19 protein-coding genes are annotated in these 20,165 nt (G+C 64.9%); 6 read left to right on the top strand and 13 right to left on the bottom strand.

Annotation, left to right across the window (positions count from 1 at the left end):
• Positions 1–210 precede the first annotated feature (210 nt).
• From I6F38_RS28415 to I6F38_RS28405, 3 genes are all read right to left on the bottom strand, one after another.
• Entirely contained in the window at positions 211–1,083 is an 873-nt protein-coding gene (locus I6F38_RS28415; protein ID WP_225162693.1) for an EamA family transporter, read from the bottom strand.
• Positions 1,084–1,270: 187 nt separating this feature from the next.
• Positions 1,271–1,996 (bottom strand): acetoacetyl-CoA reductase, encoded by a 726-nt coding sequence (gene phbB / locus I6F38_RS28410; protein WP_016841131.1) that lies wholly within the window; start codon positions 1,994–1,996, stop codon positions 1,271–1,273.
• 169 nt (positions 1,997–2,165) lie between these two features.
• Complete coding sequence (locus I6F38_RS28405) at positions 2,166–3,344, bottom strand: acetyl-CoA C-acetyltransferase (RefSeq protein WP_092083091.1); 1,179 nt, start codon at positions 3,342–3,344, stop codon at positions 2,166–2,168.
• Between the two features lie 312 nt (positions 3,345–3,656).
• On the opposite strand from I6F38_RS28405, the gene phaR reads away from it, so the two are divergent.
• Positions 3,657–4,247, top strand: a complete 591-nt coding sequence (gene phaR / locus I6F38_RS28400; RefSeq protein WP_016841133.1) for a polyhydroxyalkanoate synthesis repressor PhaR — start codon at positions 3,657–3,659, stop codon at positions 4,245–4,247.
• A 125-nt stretch (positions 4,248–4,372) separates the two neighbouring features.
• Here phaR and I6F38_RS28395 read toward each other — a convergent pair whose 3' ends face one another.
• From I6F38_RS28395 to I6F38_RS28370, 6 genes are all read right to left on the bottom strand, one after another.
• Positions 4,373–4,759: a RidA family protein gene (locus tag I6F38_RS28395; protein WP_225162692.1), complete on the bottom strand. Its 387-nt coding sequence runs from the start codon at positions 4,757–4,759 to the stop codon at positions 4,373–4,375.
• 96 nt (positions 4,760–4,855) lie between these two features.
• Positions 4,856–7,192, bottom strand: coding sequence for an acetamidase/formamidase family protein (locus tag I6F38_RS28390; RefSeq protein WP_225162691.1), 2,337 nt, complete (start codon positions 7,190–7,192; stop codon positions 4,856–4,858).
• A gap of 82 nt (positions 7,193–7,274) precedes the next feature.
• On the bottom strand, positions 7,275–8,516 hold the full coding sequence (locus tag I6F38_RS28385) for an acetamidase/formamidase family protein (protein WP_225162690.1): 1,242 nt from the start codon (positions 8,514–8,516) through the stop codon (positions 7,275–7,277).
• 40 nt (positions 8,517–8,556) lie between these two features.
• Positions 8,557–10,167: an amino acid ABC transporter permease/ATP-binding protein gene (locus I6F38_RS28380; RefSeq protein ID WP_225162689.1), complete on the bottom strand. Its 1,611-nt coding sequence runs from the start codon at positions 10,165–10,167 to the stop codon at positions 8,557–8,559.
• Positions 10,168–10,200: 33 nt separating this feature from the next.
• On the bottom strand, positions 10,201–11,094 hold the full coding sequence (locus I6F38_RS28375; protein ID WP_076824695.1) for an ABC transporter substrate-binding protein: 894 nt from the start codon (positions 11,092–11,094) through the stop codon (positions 10,201–10,203).
• Between the two features lie 204 nt (positions 11,095–11,298).
• The gene (locus I6F38_RS28370) at positions 11,299–12,990 is read right to left on the bottom strand and encodes a bifunctional diguanylate cyclase/phosphodiesterase (protein ID WP_225162688.1); all 1,692 of its coding nucleotides are present in this window, start codon (positions 12,988–12,990) and stop codon (positions 11,299–11,301) included.
• Between the two features lie 219 nt (positions 12,991–13,209).
• On the opposite strand from I6F38_RS28370, the gene I6F38_RS28365 reads away from it, so the two are divergent.
• On the top strand, positions 13,210–13,494 hold the full coding sequence (locus I6F38_RS28365) for a hypothetical protein (protein WP_092090498.1): 285 nt from the start codon (positions 13,210–13,212) through the stop codon (positions 13,492–13,494).
• A gap of 7 nt (positions 13,495–13,501) precedes the next feature.
• Here I6F38_RS28365 and I6F38_RS28360 read toward each other — a convergent pair whose 3' ends face one another.
• The 3 genes from I6F38_RS28360 to mtgA all read right to left on the bottom strand — a co-directional run bounded on the left by I6F38_RS28360 (position 13,502) and on the right by mtgA (position 15,295).
• Positions 13,502–14,137, bottom strand: coding sequence for a hypothetical protein (locus I6F38_RS28360; RefSeq protein WP_225162687.1), 636 nt, complete (start codon positions 14,135–14,137; stop codon positions 13,502–13,504).
• 143 nt (positions 14,138–14,280) lie between these two features.
• Entirely contained in the window at positions 14,281–14,466 is a 186-nt protein-coding gene (rpmF, locus tag I6F38_RS28355) for a 50S ribosomal protein L32 (RefSeq protein WP_021077536.1), read from the bottom strand.
• Positions 14,467–14,623: 157 nt separating this feature from the next.
• Entirely contained in the window at positions 14,624–15,295 is a 672-nt protein-coding gene (gene mtgA, locus I6F38_RS28350; protein WP_225162727.1) for a monofunctional biosynthetic peptidoglycan transglycosylase, read from the bottom strand.
• A 199-nt stretch (positions 15,296–15,494) separates the two neighbouring features.
• Between mtgA and I6F38_RS28345 the strand changes: the two genes are divergently transcribed.
• Both I6F38_RS28345 and I6F38_RS28340 read left to right on the top strand, forming a co-directional pair.
• The gene (locus I6F38_RS28345) at positions 15,495–16,415 is read left to right on the top strand and encodes a polyprenyl synthetase family protein (protein WP_076824685.1); all 921 of its coding nucleotides are present in this window, start codon (positions 15,495–15,497) and stop codon (positions 16,413–16,415) included.
• A gap of 18 nt (positions 16,416–16,433) precedes the next feature.
• On the top strand, positions 16,434–17,114 hold the full coding sequence (locus I6F38_RS28340) for a DUF1345 domain-containing protein (RefSeq protein WP_225162686.1): 681 nt from the start codon (positions 16,434–16,436) through the stop codon (positions 17,112–17,114).
• Between the two features lie 78 nt (positions 17,115–17,192).
• Here the strand turns inward: I6F38_RS28340 and I6F38_RS28335 are convergent, their stop codons facing one another.
• The gene (locus I6F38_RS28335; RefSeq protein WP_225162685.1) at positions 17,193–17,627 is read right to left on the bottom strand and encodes a GFA family protein; all 435 of its coding nucleotides are present in this window, start codon (positions 17,625–17,627) and stop codon (positions 17,193–17,195) included.
• A gap of 201 nt (positions 17,628–17,828) precedes the next feature.
• On the opposite strand from I6F38_RS28335, the gene I6F38_RS28330 reads away from it, so the two are divergent.
• Both I6F38_RS28330 and I6F38_RS28325 read left to right on the top strand, forming a co-directional pair.
• Complete coding sequence (locus tag I6F38_RS28330) at positions 17,829–18,203, top strand: nuclear transport factor 2 family protein (protein WP_016847513.1); 375 nt, start codon at positions 17,829–17,831, stop codon at positions 18,201–18,203.
• A gap of 108 nt (positions 18,204–18,311) precedes the next feature.
• Entirely contained in the window at positions 18,312–19,919 is a 1,608-nt protein-coding gene (locus tag I6F38_RS28325) for a Na+/H+ antiporter (RefSeq protein WP_225162684.1), read from the top strand.
• Positions 19,920–20,165 lie beyond the last annotated feature (246 nt).

Here is a 20,165-nt window from a genome sequence, read left to right as displayed (position 1 = left end):
CCTTGCGGCGCAATTGCGCCGCTGGGCGAGCCTCGAAGGATGAATCGGCCACAGACGGGGCCGTCGACCCTTCGAGACGGCCGCGTTGCGGCCTCCTCAGGGTGACGGTGAAACAGTAGCAACAATCTTCTTCGTAGGATGGGTAGAGCGCAGCGAAACCCATCATCTTGCCGCGTGGATAGGAGTTGATGGGTTTCGCTGCGCTCTATCCTACGTTCTTTTTCTCAGCACCATGTCCTTTGCCGCGATCAACCCGCCGCCGGCGATCAGGATCGCGGCGATGGCGATGTTGGCACTCGGCTTGGCGAAGCCCGCCAGGATCAGGAACGCGGTCGAGAGCAGCGGCGTCGCATAGGAAGCGGCACCGAGCACGCGGATGTCGCCGCGCTTCATGCCGATGTCCCAGGCGAAGAACGCAGCCCCCACCGGACCGATGCCGAGCGCGATGACGGCCAGCCATTGCAGCGGCGTCGCGGGCCACACCGTGGTCTCCGCCATCATGTGCACCAGCGCCGCAAGCACGGCGGTCGCGAGGCAGAAGCCGGCCACCGCATCGGTCGGCACCGCCTTGAGCCGGCGCGACATCACCGAATAGGACGCCCAGACGAACGCCGCGACGAAGGCGGCCGCGAAGCCTGGAATCTGCTCTTTTGTGAAGGCGCCGGTGTTGCCGGCGAACAGCAGCACGGTGCCGGCGAGGCCAAGCAGCGCGCCGACGATGTGATGCACCGCAAGCCGCTCGCCCGGCAGCAGCGACGAGAACAGCACGATCAACAGCGGCCAGAGATAGTTGAGCAGGCCGGCCTCGGCCGGCGGGGCGAAGCGCAGCGCCAGGAAATACAGCGCATGATAGCCGAACAGCCCGCCGACGCCGACGACCCAGGCGACCAGCGGTTGCTTCAACGCGCCGAAGGCTGATGGGCGCAACAGGAAGCTCGCGAACGCGAACGCGGCGCCGATCGCAAAGGTCATGGCCGCGAGCTGGAACGCCGGGATAGTCCCGGTCGCGACCGTCATGACCGACAGCAGCGACCACATCAGGATGGCGGTCAGTCCGACAAGGGTGGCAGTTCGGGTCGTCATCTCAATTCAATCCGTCGTGGCCGGGCATGACTGTCCAAAGGATGGCGGTCTGCAGCCGCTCGCCGATGTCCCGGCCGGCCACGTCTTCCTTCGCGTGTGGCGCGTTGTAAAGACGAAAATGCCCGGCACAAGGCCGGGCATTCGCTACTTGATTGTGCGCGCCTGCGACGCGACGACGCTGCTCGCGTCAGGCGTGATACTGGCCGCCATTCACGGTCAGCGTCGAGCCGGTGATGAAACCGGCATCGTCTGCGGCGAGGAAGACCACGGCCCGCGCGATCTCTTCGGGTTCGCCGAGCCGGGCGACCGGAATCTGCGGGATCACGTTCTTCTCGAGCACGTCCTTCGGTACCGCCTGCACCATCTCGGTGTTGATGTAGCCGGGGCAGATCACGTTGACGGTGATGCCGCCCTTGGCGTTCTCCAGCGCCAAGGCCTTGGTGAAGCCGATGTCGCCGGCCTTGGCCGCCGAGTAGTTGACCTGGCCGAACTGGCCCTTCTGGCCGTTAATGGAGGAGATCGAGATGACGCGGCCGAACTTGCGGGCGCGCATGCCCTCGATCACCTGGCGCGTCATGTTGAACAGCGAGCCGAGGTTGGTGTTGATCACGGCATTCCACTGCTCGACCGTCATCTTGTGGAACGCGGTATCCTTGGTGATGCCGGCATTGTTGACGAGCACGTCGACCGGGCCGAGATCGGCTTCGACCTGCTTGACGCCGGCCGCGCAGGCGTCGAACGATGCGACGTCCCACTTGTAGACCGGAATCCCGCTCTCCGCCTTGAACTTCTCCGCCGCGGCATCATTGCCGGCGTAGCTCGCCGCCACCTTGTAGCCTGCCGCTTTCAGCGCCTTGCTGATCGCAGCTCCAATACCGCGCGTTCCGCCCGTCACCAATGCAACACGTGCCATGTCCGTTTCCTCCTTGGCCGTCTTTTATAACCGGATAACTCCGGCCTACGCACTCACAACCCCTCGAAAACAAAAATGCCCGGCGCAAAGCCGGGCATCTTATTTATCAGCTCGCTTCGCGGTTGACAGATGATCTTTTCATCACCTAACCGGCCTCACTGCCTTTTGTTCAGTCGCGTGCAACGCACATAGCGATGCCCATGCCGCCGCCGATGCACAGCGTCGCGAGGCCCTTCTTGGCATCGCGCTTCTGCATCTCGTGCAGCAGCGTCACCAGCACGCGCGCACCCGACGCGCCGACCGGATGGCCGATCGCGATCGCGCCGCCATTGACGTTGACCTTGGCCGGATCCCAGCCGAGGTCCTTGTTCACCGCGCAGGCCTGCGCGGCGAACGCCTCGTTGGCCTCGATCAGGTCGAGGTCGGCGATGTTCCAGCCGGCCTTCTTCAGCGCGGCGCGCGAGGCGGGGATCGGGCCGGTGCCCATGATCTTGGGGTCGACGCCGGCCTGGCCCCACGACACAATGCGGGCCAGCACCTTCTTGCCCTGCTTGGCGGCTTCCTTGGCGGTCATCAGCACGACGGCGGCGGCGCCGTCATTGATGCCCGAGGCGTTGCCGGCGGTCACGGTGCCGTCCTTCTCGAAGGCCGCGCGGAGCTTGGCCATCGCGTCGAGCGTGGCGCCATGGCGCGGATACTCGTCGGTGTCGACCACGATATCGCCCTTGCGGGACTTGATGGTGACCGGGACGATCTCGTCCTTGAACTTGCCGGCCTTCTGCGCCGCCTCGGCCTTGTTCTGCGAACCGACCGCGAACTCGTCCTGCTGCGACCGGGTGATCTGGTACTGCTTGGCGACGTTCTCGGCGGTGTTGCCCATGTGGTAGCCGTTGAAGGCATCCCACAGCCCGTCCTTGATCATGGTGTCGATCAGCTGCAGGTCGCCCATCTTGACGCCGCCACGCAGATATTGCGCGTGCGGGGCCATGCTCATGGACTCCTGGCCACCCGCGACGACGATCGAGGAATCACCGTTGAGCAGCGCCTGGTAGCCGAGCGCCACCGTGCGCAGGCCCGAGCCGCAGAGCTGGTTGACGCCCCAGGCCGGGCTTTCCACCGGGATGCCGGCCGCGATCGAGGCCTGGCGGGCCGGGTTCTGGCCCTGCGCGGCGGTCAGGATCTGGCCCATGATGACTTCGGAGACCTGACCACCCTCGACGCCGGCACGCTCCAGCGCCGCCTTGATGGCGATCGCGCCGAGGTCATGGGCCGGCGTGGTGGCGAAAGCGCCGTTGAAGCTACCGACGGGGGTGCGGGCGGCGCTGACGATGACGACATCGTCTGACATGGACATCTCCTATGGTTGTAGCTGGGTTTCTCGACGGCGGGCGGCCGATTTGGCGGGCCTGTCTCTTGACGTCTATCCTGTAAACCTCGTTGAGACATGTCAATCGCACTGTCGGGCAAATCGCGCCGCGACGCACTCAAAATGACGCCCTTGGCACTTTCCTGAGCAAATCCTATGCTTTGGAATTAACCGCACAGCACAAAACTGTAGCCGAACCGCTTTGAAAATGCTTACCTTTGCTGCGATGCGTTGCATTTTGCCCTGCGGCGATGCCGTGGGGTTCCAGGTTCTTCGGTGTTGAAGTGAGAGCCCATGGCAAAATCTGAACAACCGACCACGATCAAGAAATACGCGAACCGGCGGCTCTATAATACCGGGACGAGCACCTACGTGACGCTCGAGGATCTCGCGGCGATGGTGAAGGAAGGCGAGGATTTCCTCGTCTATGACGCCAAGACCGGCGACGATATTACCCGCTCCGTGCTCGCGCAAATCATCTTCGAGCAGGAAAACAAGGCCGGACAGAACCTGCTGCCGACCACTTTCCTGCGCCAGCTGATCCGCTTCTACGGCGACAGCATGCAGATGGTGGTGCCGAAATATCTCGAACAGTCGATCGAGACGCTGACCAAGGAACAGGAAAAATTCCGCAAGCAGATCGCGGGCGCGCTGAGCGGGACACCGTTTGCGCCGCTGGAAGAACAGGTCCGCCGCAACATGGAGCTGTTCCAGCAGACCTTCTCGATGTTCAAGCCGTTCGTGCCGCAACGCGGTGGCGGCGAGGCCGAGAAGGCGCCGGAGCCCACGCCCGATGACGGCAACATCGACGATCTTCGGCGCCAGATGAAGGACATGCAGGAACGCCTCGAGCGCATGTCGCAGCCGACGAAGAAGGACGAGTAGGTCTCGTTCAGGTCCGCTGCCAGCCCGGCCGGACCTCCGGCCGCCATCGCTTCTGAAGTCCTGACGGCGGCTCTCGCCGACGTCGGGCGGTCGCCGTCTGATCGAGCATACCCTCGCGGGCGCGTCTATGCAGGCCGACGGCAGACGAGATCGATTTCGATCAACGCATCATAGGCGAGACCGGTGACGCCGACGCAGGTGCGGGCCGGCAGGCGGTCGGACGGGAAATAGCTGCGATAGGTCTCGTTCATCGCCGCATAATCTTCCTTGAAGCGCGTCAGATAGATGCGCGACATCACGATATGCTCGAGGCCGAGATCGAGGCCCGCAAGCACCACGCGCAGATTCTCCATCACCGCGCGGGTCTGCGCCACGATGCCCTCGGGCAATAGGCCGGGTGCGGCCGGCGTATCCGGCATCTGGCCGGTGACGAAGACGAAGCCGTCCGTCTCGACCGCATGGCTGAACGGCGCGACCGGCTTCGGGCCGCCGGATATCATGTGAAACTGCAACGACGTCTCCTCGCCTGCTCTTTGATGGATCATGATGCGCGTCTACGGAATCGCATCATGATCTCATGTCTTTGTTCGAGCATGATCTTTCATGCTCTAGTTTTGCGGCGCGTGATCGAAGACGCGCTTGCTGAGAATGGCATGGACGCCCCAATTGCCGTCCACCACCTGCGTCACGCCGAAATCCACCGCCACCGACATCAGCGCGATCGCCTCGTCCTCGGTGAGGCCTTTGATGTTCATCAGGAAGCGGCGCATCTTGCGGAACGCATCCTTCATCGCGAGATCGAGCGACGAGGTCGCATAGACCTCGCTCTGCCCCTTGGCGCCGAATTCGGCGAGATAGTTGGGATGACTGAAGCCCATCAGCACCCAATCGGCTTCAGTCTCGATCAGCGGATAGGTAAGATCGGCGAAGGGCTGATTGGTAAGCTCGTTCTTCTTGTGCAGGATGACCTGGAACGTGCCGGTCATCGAACATTCGATGGCGGTGCCACCGAGTTCGCCGTCGCCCTGCGCAGCATGGGGATCGCCGACCGACAATAGCGCGCCCGGCACCGACACCGGCAGATAGACCGTCGAGCCCTTGCCGAGCCGCCAGTTGTCGAGATTGCCGCCGAAATATGCGGGCGGGACGGAATCGACAAGCTCGGCCTCGCGCGGCGCAAGCGCGATGACTCCGAAATGCGGGCGCAGCGGAATGCGGATGCCGTCGAGCACGTCGTGGCGGCGCCGCACCGATGACGGCGGGATCGGAATGCCCGGATAGTCGTAAGTCTTGTGCAGCGTCCCGAACGGATCGGTCTGCGGCTCCCAGCGATAGGAATACAGCGCACGGGCATGCGGCGCGTCATCGTCGTCGACGATCTCGTAGATCGTCACCGCCTCATGGGCATTCTGCTCGGCGAGGAACTCCTTGTAGTGATAGCCCCACCAGGCCGCGACGCTGCTGCCGAACACGCGGCCCTCGAAGTCCGGATTGCGGCTCGCGCGCGGCACGATGTCGAGGATGCGGATTTCCAGTACGTCCCCTGGCTCCGCGTCCTTCACGGCCACCGGCCCGGTGCAAATGTGAACGCCGAATCCCTCGCCGGCGCCGCGGCCGTAGATCGAGGCATCGAGCGGGCCGGCGCCGCGGCGATCGACGTTCTTCCGATCGCGCGTCCAGTGGAACACGCTCTCGGCGCCTGGATCACCCTTGATCATGCGCTCGGGATCGTCGGAGGCGTGCTGGGTCAGCGTCTCAATGGTGATGGTGTCGCCGGAGCCGATCTCGACCTGCGGCGGCAACGAATGGCTGAAATAGCCCCAATGCACGCGCGAGGCATCCGCGGCGAGATGGTGATGGCGCGGCGCGTCCGCGATCTCCACGTCGTGCGCGTTGAATGGCGCAGCCGTCCTGCGCACCAGCGCTGCGCGCCGGCTGCACATTTGCGCCAGCGCCTGTTGAGGCCAGCCGCGTTGCACGGTGGCCGCGGATGCGGTCTGCCGCTCGGCTTCATGCTGGCGGAATTCGCGCGGCGACAGACCGAAGCGCTGGCGAAACGCGCGGCTGAAATGGGCAGAGTCGTTGAAGCCGACGCGGAACGCGATCTCGGAAATCGAACGATGCGCCTCGGCGGGATTCGACAGATCGGCCCAGCTGCGCTGCAGCCGCCGTTCGCGCAGGTAATGCGTGAAACTGGTGCCGGCCCCCTCGAACAGCTTTTGCAGATAGCGTTCAGAAATGCCCTCGGCGCTGGCGATTTTGACCGGCGTCAGATCGGGTTCCTCGAGGCTGCGTTCGACGGTCTGGCACAGGCGATGCAGCGTCGCTGCCTTGGAAGCGCCGCCGCCGCCGCGATCGCCCGCCGTCTCGCCGTGCTGACGCATGAAGGTCGGCAGCAGATCGGCGAGACTTCGCGCCAGCGCCGTCCATTCGACATCGGACAGCGCGTCGAGATCGCGCGCGGCGAGCTCCATCATCTGCGCGAATACGCTGCCAAAGCCGCCGGGCTGGAGCACCCGCACCTCGCCGCCTTGCAACGTGGCGCGATGGCGATGTGCCGGTTCGGACGTCACCGACAGCACTACCGCGCGCATCTCGCGCTGGAACGACACGCTCCAGTCCCCTGCGCGTGGCAGCAAGAGAAGATGCCGCGCAGCAACGATCTGATAACCGGTGGTCGTCTTCAGCGCCACCCCGTCTTCGAGCGGCAGCAGCACCAGCGGATGATCGGCCACAGCATCCGTGCGCGGCGACACCGATTGTGGCCCTGCCGAAAGCCTGGCCAGCGTCACGCCCTGAAAGCTGCGCCGCACCGCGATGGCATGGCCGGCATGGGTGCTCGTGGCGACCGTGGGCTGCAAGCCGACCGACGCCAGGACGTCCCGCCACGCCTCGGGGCGGTCGCCTTCGGAGTAGGATTCACTCGTGAACGGACGCAACCTCATGCATCGACCTTTATGGCCGAAGCGAAGCAATCTCCGTGCCATCCCCAAGGATGACACGTCCTGCCCAGTGGCCGGCGCGTGATCAGTCACACTGGAACACGTTCTTGCGGATGGTCCCGTGCACGCCCCAATTGGCGTCGACCACCTGCGTCACGCCAAAATCTGCCCCCACCGACATCAGCGAGATCGCCTCGTCCTCGCTGAGCTTGTGCACCGTCATCAGGAAGCGCCGCATCTTGCGAAAGGCGTCGCGCATGGCGCGGTCGAGGCTGGAGTGATTGGCGATTTCGAGCTGCGCATTGGCGCCGAGCTCGGCGAGATAGTTCGGGTAGGTGAAGCCGTAGACCGACCAGGCGTCAGGGGTTTCCAGCATCGGATGCGTCAGTCCTTCGAGCTGTGTGCCGCCGAGATCGCGATGCTTGTGCAGGATGAATTCGAAATCGCCGGTGAGCGAGGTCTCGATCGCCGTGCCGCCGAGCTCGCTGTCGCCCTGTGCGGCATGCGGATCACCGACCGAAAAGAACGCACCGGGCACCGCAACCGGATAGAACATCTTGGCACCCTTGCCGACGCGCCAGTCGTCGATGTTGCCGCCAGTATAGCTCGGCGGGATCGAGGAGACGAAATCCTGCTCCGACGGCGCGAGGCCCATGGTGCCAAAATGCAGCCGCGCGGGCACACGGACATTGCTCAGAACATTCTCGCGCTTGACGACGGTGGCGTGATCGACGCGGACGCCGGGATAATCGATGGTCGGGTGCACGATGCCATCAGGATCGGTCTGCGGCGTCCAGACATAATTGTAGACCGCTTTGGCGAAAGGCTCACCCGACGCGTCGAGCTCGAAGATCGTCACCACTTCGCGCGGCTTCGGCTCTTCGATCAGGTCGTGATAGTGAAAGCCCCAATTGGCCGCGACGTTGGAGCCGAAGCATTTGCCGGCATGGCAGGCCTTGCAGGCCGGCCTCGGTCGCACGTCAAGTATGCGAACCTCCAGCACGTCGCCCGGCTCGGCGCCTTCGATCGCCACCGGACCGGTGAGCAGGTGCACGCCGACGCCTTCGCCGGAGCCGCGGATGAACGGCCCTTCGATGGGCCCCGAACCGCGCCGCACCACCGCCTTGTGCTCGCGCGTCCATTTGAACACGCTCTCGGCACCCGGATCGCCCTCGATCATGCGCTCGTAATCGTCATTGGCGTGATGCGTCAGCGTCTCGATGGTCGCGCGGTCGCCGGACTTCAGCGTCAATGCCGGCGCCACGACCTTGCTGAAATAGCCCCAATGCACAGTCTTCGCAGATACCGGCAGCAGATGATGTTTCACGCAGGGGTCCTCACGCGGATGGAAACGGAACGGGTTCTATTCATGCGACCTCGGCCTCCATGGCATTGAGGAAACGCTGCGCGACCGGATTGCGCGGATTGCTCAGCACCTCGTCGGCCGGGCCCTCCTCGGCGATCGCGCCATCCGCCAGCAGCACTACGCGATCAGCGACTTCACTGGCGAAGCGCAGTTGATGGGTTGAGATGATCATGGTGAGGCCGTCTTCCACCGCGAGGCGACGGATCACTTCAAGGACCTCATTGACGAGTTCGGGATCGAGCGCGGAGGTCGGCTCATCCAGCAACAGCACGCTGGGATTCGGCGCAATCGCACGGGCGATGGCGACGCGCTGCTGCTGGCCGCCGGAGAGATGCCGCGGCAGCGCATCGGCGCGGTGGCTGAGGCCGACGCGCCCGAGCAGTTCGGTCGCCCGGCGATCCGCATCGATGCGTGACACGCCATGCACCCAGCGCAGCGGCCCGGCGATGTTCTCCTTCGCGGTGAGGTGACCGAACAGGTTGAACTGTTGGAACACCATACCGACACCGACCTCGGCGCGCGCCTGCGCCAACAGTCGCGGCGACAGCGCCTTGCCGCTGTCGCTGAAGCCGAGCCGGCGACCGCCGACCTTGATGCTGCCGTCGTTCCAGAGTTCGAGATTGTTGATACAGCGGAGCAGCGTGCTCTTGCCGGAGCCGGACGGCCCGAGCAGCGCGACCACCTCGCCGATCCGCACCGTGAGATCGACGCCGGCGAGCACCATTTGCTTGTCATAGCTTTTGCGCAATGCGGCAACATCAACCGCCACATTGTTCCGCTTCAGGATCTCGTTGCGTTTGGCGCGATCGACACGCTCGGTCTGCGCCCGCGGCGGCGGCAATTCGGCGACACCGGCATCGGGCAAGATCTCGGGCGGCGCGTCCTCGGCCGCAATCAACGGATCATCGAGTCCCTGCGCGCGATACCACGGCATCATCCGCATCAGTTTGATCTGCTTCGATGCGCGGTCGAGATCGAACAGCCATTCGAGGAACAGCTGAATGCCGGCGATCGCCGCGGTAAGGAACAGATAGATCAGGCCCGAGGCGAAGAAGATCGAGAAGAAATCGAAAGTTGCCGACGCCATCTGGGTCGAACGCAACGTCAGCTCCTGCACGGCGATCACCGACGCCAGCGAGGAATTCTTCAGCGCGCTGACGGTCTCGTTGCCGAAAGCGGGGATCATCGAGCGGATCGCCTGCGGGGCGATGATCCGGCGCATCAGGACGCCGGGCGTCATGCCGAGCGCCTGCCCGGCCAGCACCTGGCCGCGATCGACGCCGAGCACGCCGGAGCGCAGCATCTCGGCGATGAACGGAGCTTCGTTGCAGGCCAGCGCGAGGCCGGCGGCGAGAATGGCCGGTAGCTTGATGCCGATCTGCGGCAGGGCATTATAGGCGAACACCATCTGCAGGATCAGCGGCGTGCCGCGAAAGATCACGGTGTAGACCCGGGCGAAGGACGCCAGCGCCTTGAAGCGGCTGAGTTGCATCCACGCCAGGATCACACCGAGGATCAGGCCGCCGAGCAGACCGAGGGCGGTGACTTGCAAGGTCGCCTGAATGCCCTCGATCATATACGGCATGGTCAAATAGTGGAGGAACAGCTCCATGGAGCATGTCGTCCTTTTTGCCGGTGCTGGGGCCTACTTGACCGTCAGCAGACCGGGCTCGATCAGGTTCTCCGGATCGAGATTCCACTTCTTCAGCAACGCGAGCTGATCGCCCGATTTGTAGATCTCGGTCAGCGCCGCCTTCACGGCATCGCGGAAGGCCGGTTTGTCCTTGGGCACGCCGATGCCGACCTTGTACGGGATCGTCACCGCGATAGCTTTTTCGAGCTTGTCCGGATAGGCCTTCACCGCATTGTCGACGGTGTTGACGTCGTTGACATAGGTGTCGGCGCGTCCGGCCAGAATCGCCTGGATGCAGTTGGCGTTGTTGTCGTAGAGCTGAATGGTCGGCTCAGGCTTGCCCTCCTTCTTGCACTCCGGCACGAGCGCCTGGATCAGCGGAACTTCAACGTAGCCTGTGTTCTCGGCCGCTGCCGCGCCGCACATCGAGGTGTTGATGCCGGAGATCTTCTTCGGATTGCCCTTGGCGACCAATACGCCGTCGAACACCTTCGAATAGGTGATGAAGTCGGCCGCCTTGGCACGCTCTTCCGTGGCGTAGATGTCGGAGATCACAATGTCGGCCTGACCACTGGACAGCGTGGTCAGGAGTGCGGCGAAGGTCACCGCCTTGTAGGTCAGCTTGAAGCCGAGGCATTCGCCGATCTGCTCGCCGAGATCGATATCGAAGCCGACATATTTGCTCGGATCCTTCGGATCGATCGACTCGTAGCCCGGCGTATGCGGATTGATTGCGTTGACGAGGGTCTTGCCCTTCCAGTCCGGATACTTTGCCTGCAGCTCCGCACAGGCGGCCGGCGCAGCTGCCCTGGCGTCGGTTGGAGCACCGACGCCCACAACGAGCAATGCCCCTAACGCTGCGATGTGCATGAGTTTGTACGCGCGCGGAAAAGATAACGTGACCATTCGATCCTCTTTCGACGTTGTCATGGCGCAAGCCACGGTCCAAACCTCGAAGAAGTAAACGGCGGTCTCCGGCGGAAAACTTGTCTGGGGACGCACAATTAATTGGATGAACTCCCGCCAAACCTTGGGCAGGACGCGCTCATATTTTGAGCAATCCCTTTGGCGGGTATCACGACCGATATTGTGAAACGGCCTATGGCCGCTTCAGCCCGTGGCGGGCACGGGCTTCTCCGCCGACGCGTTCCACGGGCGGTCCGGCGAAGCGAGGCCGATCAGGCGGCCCTGGATGAAGTCGCAGCCCCATTCGCGCAGCATCACGGCGGCTTCCTCGTCCTGCACCCATTCGGCGACCGTCTTGATCTCGAGGCGGCGGGCGAGATCGATCAGCGTCTGCACGAAAGCGCGGTCGTCGGCCGAACGCACGATGTTCTGCACGAAGGCGCCGTCGATCTTCACGATGTCGACGCCGAGCTTGCGCAAATTGCGGAACGAGGTGTAGCCGGCGCCGAAATCGTCGATCGCGATCCGGCTGCCGAAGTTCTTCAGGCGCGTGACAAAGCCGCGCACGTCGTCGATATCCTGGATCGCCACCGTCTCGGTGATCTCGACGATCAGCCGCTCGCCGACGCCGGGATGCGCGCGCATCAAGGATTCGATGGTGGCCCACCAGTCCGGATCCATCGTGGTGTCGGGCGAGATGTTGAGGCTGAGCTGTACACCGGGCGCGGCGGCGAGCTCGGCGATGGCGAGCTCCAGCACGCGGTGATCGACCAGCCGGATCAGGCCGAGCCGCTCGGCGACGGGCACGATATCGGGCGCGAGCAGCGCGCGGCCGTCGTCCTGCTCCATCCGGACCAGGCACTCGTAGAACGCCGGCTGCCGCAGGCGCGCATCGACCACGGGCTCGAAGCCGATCACGATGCGGCGCTCGTTCAGCGCGGTGACGATCTCGTCGGTGACGCGGATGTTGACGCGGCGCTGGGCGTCGCGCTCGACATTCGGCTTCCACAGCGCGAACGATCCGGCGCGGCGGCTCTTGGCCGCGTCCAGCGTCTCCTGGGCGCGATTGACCGCCTCCTCCGCCGACCGCGCGTGGCGGGGAATGGTGACGGCGCCGATCGAGACCGTCACCGACACCGGGCCGGACTTGGTCGGCACCACCTCGTCGCGCACCGCGGCCAGGAAGCGCTCGGCCGCGACATTGGTGTCGTCGACGGTGCAGTTGCGCAGGATCAGGCCGAACTTGTTGCCGGAGAAGCGGCCGAGCATGTCGCCGCTGCGCAGCCGCGCACGAATCCGCTTCGCGACCTCGGCGATGACGGCGTCGGCGACATCGAAGCCGAAGGCATCGTTGACGCGCGCCAGATGATCGATGCCGATCAGCATGAAGGCGCAGGAGGAACGGAAGCGCGCGCACTCCTCCATCGTCTCGGCGAGCGAGGCGATCAGATGGGTGCGGTTGAGCTCGTTGGTCAGCGGATCGTGCCGCGACAGCTTGAGCAGCTGCTCGTCGCGGGCATGCCGTTCATTGTTGATGCGGACGACGCCCTGCACGCGTGCCGGCCTGCCGTCGGCGCCGGCGAACCAGCAGCCGGTCTCCTCGATCCAGATCACCGGCGCCGAGGTGACGGCCCGCACGCCATATTCGATCCGGTAGGGAACGCCCTGCCCGCCGCGTACCGGCGCCGGCGCGCCGAGCGCATCGGATCGCACCGAGCGCGATGGCTCGATCAGCTTTGCAAGCTCGGCACCGCTCGCCAGCGCCGCAACCGGGATATCCGGGAAGACCGCCGCCACATTGTCGCTCCAGGCAATCGCATCGCTCGCCAAGTCCCAGGCGAATGTCGCTTGGCCGAGCGAGGCGAGGATGCTGGCAGCTGGCGGGACAGGGGGCATCGAACATGTCTCGATTTGGGACGGCGCCCGGTGATTCTACACGCTCTCAAGATAGTGGTTCCGGCGAATCCAACGCTAGGTGAAGTTGATAAATAATCTGGAAACCACGTTTTCGACTGCCCGGGAACGAACTGGGGACGGCGGGCATGACCCTTGCCACGGGGGTGTTGCGGAGGGACGCGACGTCCCAAACTATGACGCTCCAACGGGTCGCAGACGATGCCGGATATCGATCAATCGGAAATCCTCGACGGTGAGTTCACCGGCGATACCGCGGCGGCCAGCACGGCGCTGGTGCCGCTGGCCGCGACCACCCATTGGGCGCCCAAGATCCCGCTGCCGCATGCCGATCCGTCGTTTGTCGCTCATCTGATCGCGACCGCCGCACACGAACCGCAAACGCGCGGGCAGCGGCGTGGGTCATTGGCCGACGCGCAGAGCGCTTACGGCCCGCATGTCGACGAACGCCGCAGCGTGGCGCGGCGGACCCGGCAGATCATCTAGGAAAATATCAGCGCTGCGGCGCGTCCGACGGCGGATGGCCGCCCGGCTGCAAATCCGGCGAGGTCACCGTCGGCTTTGGCGCGGACTGATCGAGCAGCACGGATTCCGCAACCGACGTCGCCGAGGGGACCGGTGCGGCCGGCAGCGGCGCGGCAGGCGCCGGTGCTGCGACAGGCGCGGGCTCGGAACGCGGCGTGGGCGCCTCTGCCGGCGGCGCGGGCTGCGGCGCCTCGGGTTGCGGCCTGCTGACGCTCGGTGCCGCAGGCGCGACCATCGCACGGCGGCGGGTGCGCAGCGCAATTCCGGAAATGAAATCGACCAGCGCCAGCAGCGTGAGGAGGCCATAGGTCGAGTTGCCGAATTTCGGCCAGAGCACGAATTCGGCAGCGGCGGCGCCGAACACGATCAGCGACAGCAGATGGTCGGTGAGATATTTCGCGCCGGGGCGCGCGCCCTTGATGACCTCGAGCAGCAACAGCAGCACGGCGGCCGCGAGCAGCATGTCGCTGAGCGTGATCTGCCACTGCTCGCCCGACAGCAATGTCAGCCTGATCAGCGGGTCCGTGAACGACACGCCGGGCATCAGGAAAGCGATGATGTTGTAGACCGCGAGCGGAACGAGCAGCAGCGGAAAACCGACCATCGGGGCTTGCGCCTTATTCAGGGAGAACCAGCAATGCGGCGACGCTCATTGGCCTCGCCGCAGACGCGCCCGTCTTGGCCGCACTCGTTGACCGAATTCAGGCGCCGCGCCGCATGGCTGCGGCGCGTGGACCGAATGTCCGATCAGGACTCTTTCTTGGCCTTCAGGACCTGACGGCCCTTGTACATGCCGGTCTTCAGGTCGAGGTGGTGCGGACGGCGCAGTTCGCCGGAGTCCTTGTCCTCGACATAGGTCGGGGTCTTGATCGCATCGGCCGAACGGCGCATGCCACGGCGCGACGGCGAGGTTTTTCTTCTGGGAACGGCCATGACGGTGTCCTCTAGGGGTGTTGCGGAGGCATCGTCCGAAATGCGGACGGCTCAGCGCTTCGAAGCGCAAGCTGCGATGCCGGTAAGGCCGCGCTTATAGAGGAAGGCACTGCGTAAAGCTAGGGCCGGAGACAGCAAAAAGCGCCCGAAATCGGCCTCAGGAGCTGCGATTTTCGCGCCAGCAGCGCGTCACGGAGTTGGCCCGGACCATATAGGTGGCGGACAGCCTGCGGACGCCCGGGCCCGGGTTCCGGGCGCTCCTCTTGACCGGATTCGGCAGGATCGCGGCCAAAAGCGCGGCCTCGCGGGCTGACAGCCCAGCGGCGGACCGGCCGAAGGCATATTGGGCGCCGGCTTCGGCGCCGAACTGGCCGGACGGGCCCATTTCCGCGATATTGAGGTAGATTTCCAGGATCCGCTGCTTGGGCAGCACGAGATCGATCCAGAGCGCCAGCGGCAGTTCCAGCCCCTTGCGGATCACGCTGCGGCCGGACCACAGGAACAGGTTCTTGGCCACCTGCTGGGTGATGGTCGAGCCGCCGCGGGCCACCTCGCCATCCTCGGCGTCGTCGAGCACCTCGCGCAGCGCGCCCCAGTCGATGCCCCGATGCTTGCAGAAATGGGCATCCTCCGAGCCGACCACGGACCGCGCTAAGTAGGGCGACATGGCGCCGAAATCGATCCAATGCCGCGTCACCGGGGCCCCGCGCAGCGTCCGCCACGCCATCAGCGCCGAAACCGGATGGCCGGTGCGGTAGAACGGCGCCACCAGATACGGCAGCAACAGCAGGGCCAGCAAAAGCAGCAATAAAATTCGGACGATGCGCAAAGCAGGGGTTTCCGGGGAGGACCATTCCAGGAAGGATTTGGGACCCGCCCGCCAGAACACGGCCGGCGCCGTCGACGTCTGCGGGATAATTCACGGTTTTTCCAGCACTTTTAAGGCGCATTCCGTCGCAGGGCGGGAATTGACGAAGCCGATGCCATCAACGATTGTCCGGCCGAAAATCGATCTGGAGCAATTCTTAATGACGACCGGTACTGCAGAGTTTTCCAAGCGGCTGGACCAGACCGCGGAGGATACCGAAGCCCTGCTCGCCAAACTGCTGTCCGACGCGACCGAAAGCGACGAAATCGTGCGCCCGAAGCGGCTGATCGAGGCCATGCGCTATTCGAGCCTCGGCGGCGGCAAGCGGCTGCGGCCGTTCCTCGCGGTCGAGAGCGCGGCGGTGTTCGGCATCCCGCGCGAATCCGCGCTGCTGGTCGGCGCCGCGCTGGAATGCATCCACTGCTACTCGCTGATCCACGACGATCTGCCGGCGATGGACAATTCCGATCTGCGCCGCGGCCGCCCGACCCTGCACAAGGCCTATGACGACGCCACCGCGATCCTCGCCGGCGACGCGCTGCTCACGATCGCCTTCGACATCATCACCCGCGATGCGATCCACAAGGACGCCCAGGTCCGCCTGCTGTTGACCCGCGCGCTGGCGCGCGCCTCCGGCGTCGGCGGCATGGCCGGCGGCCAGATCCTCGACCTTGCCGGCGAAGGCCGCTTCGGCGACCGCGAGCCGGTCGACGTCGCGCGCCTCCAGCAGATGAAGACCGGCGCGCTGCTCCGCTTCGGCTGCATCGCCGGCGCGATCCTCGGCCAGTCCTCACAAAAGGAATATCAGGCGCTCGACGATTACGGCAAAGCGCTCGGCGAAGCCTTCCAGATCGCCGACGATTTGCTCGACGTCGAGGGCGATGCTGCCGCGCTCGGCAAGCCGGCCGGCGCTGACGCCGCGCTCGGCAAGACCACCTTCGTCACCCAGCTCGGCATCGATGGCGCCAAGCAGCGCGTCCGCGATCTCCTGGCGCGTGCCGACGCCGCGCTGTCGGTGTTCGGCGACCGTGGCGACGTGCTGCGCGCGGCCGCCCGTTTCGTCGCCGAGCGCAAGAACTAGCCGAGAGCACAGCGCGAAATGAACAAGGAGATCGACGACCGCCTTGTTCGCTTCCGCAAGCTGCCGCTGCCGGTCCGCGTCGTCGTGGGCCGGCCGCGCACCTTCGGCTCGATCGCTTTCGGCATTCTGGCTGCGCTGCTGGTGCCGGGAGCACCGCGCATCGTCACGCGCCTGCTCGCGGGCTGGGATGCCTTCGCCGCGCTGTATCTCGTGCTTGCCTATGTGATGATGCTGCGCTGTGGCGTCGCCCATATCAAGCGAAGCGCCATCCTGCAGGACGACGGACGTTTCCTGATCCTGCTGCTGACCGCGTTCGGCGCGCTGGCGAGCCTCGCCGCCATCGTGTTCGAGCTCGGCGCATCCAAAGGCAGCCCGGCCGGACTGGCGCTGGCAATCGTCACCATCACGCTGTCATGGGCCTTGGTGCACACCGCGTTCGCGCTGCACTACGCCCATGAGTATTACCGCGGCAAGACGCCCGGCGGATTGCAGTTTCCGAGCGGCGAGGAACATGCCGACGCCGATTACTGGGACTTCGTCTATTTCTCGTTCGTGATCGGCATGACGGCGCAGGTCTCAGACGTCGGCATCACCGACAAGATCATCCGCCGCACCGCGACCGTGCACGGCATCATCTCGTTCGTGTTCAACACCGCGCTGCTCGCCCTGATGGTGAACATCGCCGCGAGCGCAATCTAGCTGCGCGGCATGATGAGGTGCCGTGCGCAAGGCGGTCGGCAAGGGCTACAAGCAGCACGCCGATGACGTCGCGCGAATTTATTCCCCGCCTTGCGTCACGTGCTCCTGATATTGCGGCAGATCGTCCGATATCGCGTACCACGGCGCCTTGGAGCCGACGAAGATATGAGCGGTCGGCCGGATCGCCGGCGCATCGCGCAGCGTGCCCATCGCGACATGGACATAGGCGCCGTCGCGGACCAGCGAATAGAGCAGCGAGCCGCAGCGGCCGCAATGCGCGTCGTGGGTGAGTTCATCGCCATAGATCAGGAGCTCGTCAGCGCCGCTGACCACGGTGAATTTGTCGCGCGCGATTCCCGCGAACGGCTTGAACGCCGATCCCGTGGTGCGCCGGCAGTTCGAGCAGTGACAATTGAGCGCATAGGCAAACGCGTCGGCCACCTCGTAGCGCACGTCGCGGCAGAAGCATTCGCCGGTCAGGATATGTTCGTTCGAATTTGCAGATGCGGTCACAACTCGTCCCTCACGCAGAATTTTGTCGCCGGCCATGGCGCAATCTAGCGGTTCATGGCTAAATCCTGGAGCCCTTTCCGTTCCGATTGAATCGGAACGGGGGCTCTAGATTCGAGCCTGACGCGTTTTCTCCACGCGAACCGGCACCCGCTTCGCTCGAAAACGCTCCAGCCGATCCAATCCTGCCGGGAGGACCAACCGATGAGCCAAGATCGATCCAGCGTCGAAAGCGTCGTGCAAACCTATTTCGACGGTCTCTACGAGAGCAATGCCGACAAGCTCGCCGAGGCTTTTCATCCGAGCGCCGATTTGCGCTGGGTGGAGAAGGGCGAGCTGAAGGTCCTGACCGTGCCGGACTGGCTTGCCTTGGTGCGCAAGCGCACCTCGGCGAAGGCCGAAGGCAAGCCGCGCGAGGATTTTATCGTCACCATCGACCGCTCCGACGACAACACCGCCTTCATCAAGGTGCGCTGCCAGCTGCCGCCGCGCTATTTCACCGACTATCTGGTGGCGATGAAGCTCGCCGACGGCTGGCAGATCGTCTCGAAGTCGTATCGCTACGACCTCAGGGATTGATCGACCGGGCGCGGCGCGCCCGCGACGGCTTTGTGACACGCCCCCTGCGGTCCGGCTCCGGCCGGACCGCATTGACTGGCACCGGTTTCCGGGCGAATTGAGCCCGTTATGGAAGCCAAGTTTCAGATTTTTCTCACTTTGCTCGGCGTGCTGGCGGGAACCGCCCTGGTGGCGCGGCGGACCGATATCGCGCCCGCGATCCTGCTGCTGCTGGTCGGCATCGTGCTCGCCTTCGTGCCGGGCATGCCGTCGCTGGAACTGCCGCCCGAGCTGGTGCTGCTGGTGGTGCTGCCGCCGCTGATCTATTCGGCGAGCGTCGCGATGAGCTGGCGCGAGTTCAAGGCCAATCTGCGGCCGATCATCCTGCTTTCGGTCGGCTGCGTGATCTTCACCGCCTTCATGGTCGCAACCGCGACCCATTATCTGATCGGCCTGCCCTGGAGCATCGGCTTCCTGCTCGGCGCCATCGTCGCGCCGCCGGACGTGGTCGCGCCGCTGGCGATCGCCCGCAAGCTCGGCATGCCCCGCCGCATCCTGGTGGTGCTCGAGGGCGAAGGGCTCGCCAATGACGCGACCGCGCTGATCCTCTACCGCTTCGCGCTCGCCGCGATCACCACCGGGCTGTTCTCGCTGCCGAAGGCGACCGGCACTTTCCTCGTCATCGTCGCCGGCGAGATCGCGTTCGGCACCGCGGTCGGCTGGCTCAGCCTGCGCGCCCGCCGTCGCGCCCGCGATCCGCAGGTCGAGATCACGCTGTCGCTGATCACGCCCTATCTCGCCTACTGGATCCCCGAGCATTTCGGCGGCAGCGGCGTGATCGCGACCGTCGCCTGCGGCCTCTATATGAGCTGGAACGGACCGCTGCTGATCTCGGCCGCGACGCGCCTGCAGGGCATCTTCTTCTGGGACCTGATCATCTATCTGATCGAGGGCCTGCTGTTCCTCTTGACCGGCTTCCAGATGCGCTCGCTGTACGAGAAGTCGAAGTCGTTCCCGCTGCACGACATCCTCACCGCCACCGTGCTGGTCGCCGTCATCGTGATCGTGGCGCGTTTCGTCTGGGTGTTTCCCGGCACCTATCTGCCGCGCTGGATCAGCGCCCGCGTGAGCGAGCGCGATCCGCTGCCGTCGTGGCGGGCGGTGTTCGTGGTCGCCTTCACCGGCGTGCGCGGCGCGGTCTCGCTCGCCGCAGCGCTGGCGCTGCCGCTGACATTGCCGAGCGGAGACGCCTTCCCGTATCGCGACCTGATCCTGTTCGTCGCCTTCGGCGTGATCTTCGTGACGCTGGTCGGGCTCGGCCTCACCTTGCCGCCGGTGGTGCGCTGGCTCGGCCTCGCCAGGGACGGGCGCAGCGAGCACATCGCCGAGCACGAGCAGGAGATCGCGGCGCGGCGCGAGGCGCTGAACGCCGCGCTGAAGTCGCTCGATGCCATCACCGACGACCGCGAGCTTTCCGACGAGGTGATCAAGCTCTTGCGCTCACGGCACGAGATCCGCATCAACCAGCTGCCAGACTCGCTCAATCCCGACACGCACGACGTCTCCGCCACCGGCACCGAGCTGACGCGGGAGCTGATCGCCTCCGAGCGCAAGTTCATCCATATGCTGCTGCGCGACGGCAAGATCACCGACGAGACAAGGCGCCGCATCGAGCGCGACCTCGACCTGGAGGAAGCCAGCCTCGCCAACCGCGAGTATCGCAGGATGCCGTTGTAGCCCCGATGTCGTCCCGGGCAAGCGAAGCGCGACCCGGGACCCATAGCCACCGTTGCCGGTTTGGCGAAGGTTGGGGGCCACAGCGTGGCACAACAACGAACACCTGTGGTTATGGGTCCCCTGAGTTCACAAACGAAGTGCAACACTTCCTTGAGGAGGTGTTGCCATGGGGCGGACTTACAAGCAGCTCTCTCTGGACGACCGATGCGAGATTGCCTGCCTATCGGCCAATGGCAGCTCGGTCCG

The organism is Bradyrhizobium sp. BRP56 (assembly GCF_020194035.1).
GTDB classification, from domain to species: Bacteria; Pseudomonadota; Alphaproteobacteria; order Rhizobiales; family Xanthobacteraceae; genus Bradyrhizobium; species Bradyrhizobium australafricanum.
The sequence above is the reverse complement of the archived record's forward strand: the minus strand, read 5'-3'. Positions and strand labels throughout refer to the sequence as shown.